The sequence below is a fragment of the Rhodopseudomonas sp. BR0M22 genome (genome assembly GCF_010907035.1).
In the GTDB taxonomy this organism is placed as follows: domain Bacteria; phylum Pseudomonadota; class Alphaproteobacteria; order Rhizobiales; family Xanthobacteraceae; genus Rhodopseudomonas.
In genome coordinates, this window is the sequence record NZ_QUMK01000131.1 from 1 (window position 1) to 2,966 (window position 2,966).

The following is a 2,966-nucleotide window of genomic DNA, read 5'->3' on the forward strand; positions in this document are numbered from 1 at the left end:
CCCCCCCCCCGGCCCCCCCCCCGTCCCGGGGGCGGGGGGGGCGGATGGTGTATAGGGGCCGGCGGTATCGGGTTCGGGGGGGCGGACGTAGTTGCGAATAAATTGCGTCCGTTGTCGTTCGACAACAACTCGAATTTAACAAGTCTCGGTTGCAATCGGGCCGATCGCTGATCCAACCAGCCCGGGAGCCACTCGTATGACTCAGCCGCGACGGTTTGCGCGCGTCCGCCCGAGCGGGCTCGTCTCTGGCAATGCCAGTCTGATCGTCGGCCCGAAACTGCCGGTGATCCCATGCCGTGTGGTCGATTACTCGGCCGGTGGCGCCTGTGTCGAGCTCAACGCCGATGCCAATCTGCCGCAGCGCTTCGAGATGCTGCACGGTGCGACCAGGAAGAAGTGCCGGATGGTGTGGAAGCGCGGACGCCGGATCGGGCTCTGCTTCTGAGCTTCAACCGCCGATCGACGTTTTCGGCTCGCTCCGAGTCAGCGCTGCAGATCCGGCGGCAGCGGCGGGTTCTCCCGCATCAAGGTGATGGTGACGCGGCGGTTGGCCGCCAGCGTCGGTGCATCCGGAAACAGGGGATCTCCATCCCCCTTGCCGACCAGCGACAGCACCTGACTGGTGGGCAAGCCCTCCTGCTTCAGGATCTGGCGCACGGCATTGGCGCGGCTGACGGACAGGCCGAGTGGATCGTCGTCGCCGGGCCGGACCACGGTCGCGGCGGTATGGCCGACGATGATCACCCGCAGACTGGTCGCGCGAAGCGGCGCAGCCAGCCGAGCGACCAGCTTGCGGGTCCGCTCGTAAGGCGTCGCCGAACCGTCAGGAAACATCGGCCGGCCGTCCTGATCGGTAAGTTCGAGGTTGAGCCCGACCGGCGTCTCCTCGAACACCACGTTCTTGGAGACCTCGGCCAGCTCCGGAACGTCCCGCAGCGCCTGACGCAGCGAGGCGGAGGCCAGCGCGAATTCGCGCTCGGCCTTGGCGTGCGATGCGGCACTGCCGGAGCCTCCGGACTCTTCCAGGTGCGGCGTGTTGCTGGCCTGGTCCGGCGCGACGTTGTTCTTGCTTTTGACTTTGCCCTGCACCGGAACGCCGTCGGTCTCCAGGACTCCAGCGAACCGCGAATTCTGCTGCACGCCGAACGCGTCGCGCATCGAACCGGCGACGATCTGCAGTTTGCGCAGGTCCTGGGTCGAGAACGACACCAGCATGACGAAGAAGCTGACCAGCAGCCCCATCAGGTCGGCGAAGGTGACGAACCAGCCGTGAGTGGCGTGAGCTTCCTCGACCTTCTTCTTGTTGTTGCCCGAGGACAGCCGACCACCACCGCCCTTCATCAGGATCGCCCCGACGCGGTCATGAGGTGCAACAAAACGGAACGCTCGTCGAAACGCATGTGCGGATGCCGTTGATCAAACTCGGCGCCGCGATACCGCACATGATGGAGAATGGTTGCAGAAAAAATGCGCTTCGCAGCATCGATGATCTTAGCGGCTGCGGATTACCAAACGGTTTCGTCAGTCTATAACATTCTTTAACCAAAATAAGCATGTGTCGACGTTTGCAAATCCCCTCTTCTCAGCGACAGGTTCCGCCATGACGACCGCTCTCACGCCCGGCGCCGCCGATGCGCTGCTGTTCGATCTCGGCCGCGTGGTGATCGATTTCGATCTGCGCCGCACACTGAAGGCATGGGCGGTCGAACTCGGCAGTGATCCGCAGGCGCTGATGAACGCGCTCGCGCAGAACGACACGTTCCACCGCTACGAGACCGGCCACGTCTCAGACGCCGAGTTCTTTGCCGCCGTGCGGAGCGCGCTCGGGCTGAAGCTCACCGACGAGCAATTGCGCGAGGGCTGGAACGCGATCTTCATCGGCGAGATGCCCGGCATCTCGCCGCTGCTCGACCGCGCCGCCAAGCGGCTGCCGCTTTACGCGCTGTCCAACACCAACGATGCGCATATCGCGCATTTCTCCGAGCACTACGCCTCGCTGCTGGTGCACTTCCGCGACATGTTTCTGTCGTCGCGAATCGGAATGCGCAAGCCGAACGGCGAAACCTACGATTTCGTCGTCAACGCGATCGGCGTCGCGCCGCAGCGCATTGTGTTCTTCGACGATCTGGCGGAAAACGTCGAAGCTGCGCGCGAGCGCGGTCTGCAAGCCGTGCAGGTGCATTCCAGCGACGATGTCGCCCGCACGCTCGATCAGCTCGGCTTGTGAACACGGCAACGAACCACCGACGAAACTGATGATGACAAGCGCTGCCGCCGATCTCCCTTGGGACCACCCCGCGCCATTCACGCTCCCGATGACGCCGGCGGCGACCGATATCGACGGTCTCCATCACACCAACAATTCGGTCTATGTGCGCTGGTGCGACAGCGTCGGCTGGGCGCATTCCGAAGCACTCGGCCTGTCGCTCGCCGACTGGCAGCGGATCGACCGTGCGATGGCGATCCGCCGCGGCGAATACGACTACCTGCTGCCGAGCCATCTCGGCGACGAGTTGCTGCTCGGCACCTGGATCTACGGCAGCGACGGCAAGCTGGTGATGGAGCGCCGCTTCCAGCTCATCCGGCTGCGCGACCGCGCCACCATCATGCGCGGACGCTGGCAGCTCGTCTGCATCGAGCTGAGCAGCGGCCGTCCCCGTCGCCTGCCGCCGGAATTCTCGAGCGTGTATCTGCCGGTGATGATCAAGGCCGACGACGCCTCGCCGTCGGCCTGATGTCTGGGCGCCGCCTCACTGCGGCGGGTTGCGGCAATCCATCGAATACACCAGCTCGCCCTTGGCGGTGCGACCAATCGGCTGGCACGGCACAAAAGCGCGGCCGGCCTGCGCGCTCGGCGCAGCAGCAGGCCGCGCGGCGTCGCTCGGAGCGGCCGCCGGCACGCTCGCCGGTGTCGAAGCTGCCGACGTCGTCACGGGCCTGGCTCGTATACACATCTGACCCTGCCG

5 protein-coding genes are annotated in these 2,966 nt (G+C 65.1%); 3 read left to right on the plus strand and 2 right to left on the minus strand.

Annotated features, from left to right (window positions below):
* Nucleotides 1-196: 196 nt before the first annotated feature.
* Nucleotides 197-445 (plus strand): PilZ domain-containing protein, encoded by a 249-nt coding sequence (locus DY468_RS24315; RefSeq protein WP_164608152.1) that lies wholly within the window; start codon nucleotides 197-199, stop codon nucleotides 443-445.
* Between the two features lie 38 nt (nucleotides 446-483).
* Here the strand turns inward: DY468_RS24315 and DY468_RS24320 are convergent, their stop codons facing one another.
* Nucleotides 484-1,341 (minus strand): OmpA/MotB family protein, encoded by an 858-nt coding sequence (locus tag DY468_RS24320; RefSeq protein WP_164608154.1) that lies wholly within the window; start codon nucleotides 1,339-1,341, stop codon nucleotides 484-486.
* Nucleotides 1,342-1,600: 259 nt separating this feature from the next.
* Between DY468_RS24320 and DY468_RS24325 the strand changes: the two genes are divergently transcribed.
* Together DY468_RS24325 and DY468_RS24330 are read left to right on the plus strand one after the other, a co-directional pair.
* Nucleotides 1,601-2,227, plus strand: coding sequence for an HAD family hydrolase (locus tag DY468_RS24325; RefSeq protein WP_164608156.1), 627 nt, complete (start codon nucleotides 1,601-1,603; stop codon nucleotides 2,225-2,227).
* Nucleotides 2,228-2,255: 28 nt separating this feature from the next.
* A complete protein-coding gene (locus tag DY468_RS24330) occupies nucleotides 2,256-2,735 on the plus strand; it encodes an acyl-CoA thioesterase (RefSeq protein ID WP_164608158.1) in 480 nt (159 codons plus the stop codon).
* 15 nt (nucleotides 2,736-2,750) lie between these two features.
* Here DY468_RS24330 and DY468_RS24335 read toward each other — a convergent pair whose 3' ends face one another.
* The gene (locus tag DY468_RS24335; protein ID WP_246701108.1) at nucleotides 2,751-2,933 is read right to left on the minus strand and encodes a hypothetical protein; all 183 of its coding nucleotides are present in this window, start codon (nucleotides 2,931-2,933) and stop codon (nucleotides 2,751-2,753) included.
* Nucleotides 2,934-2,966: the final 33 nt, after the last annotated feature.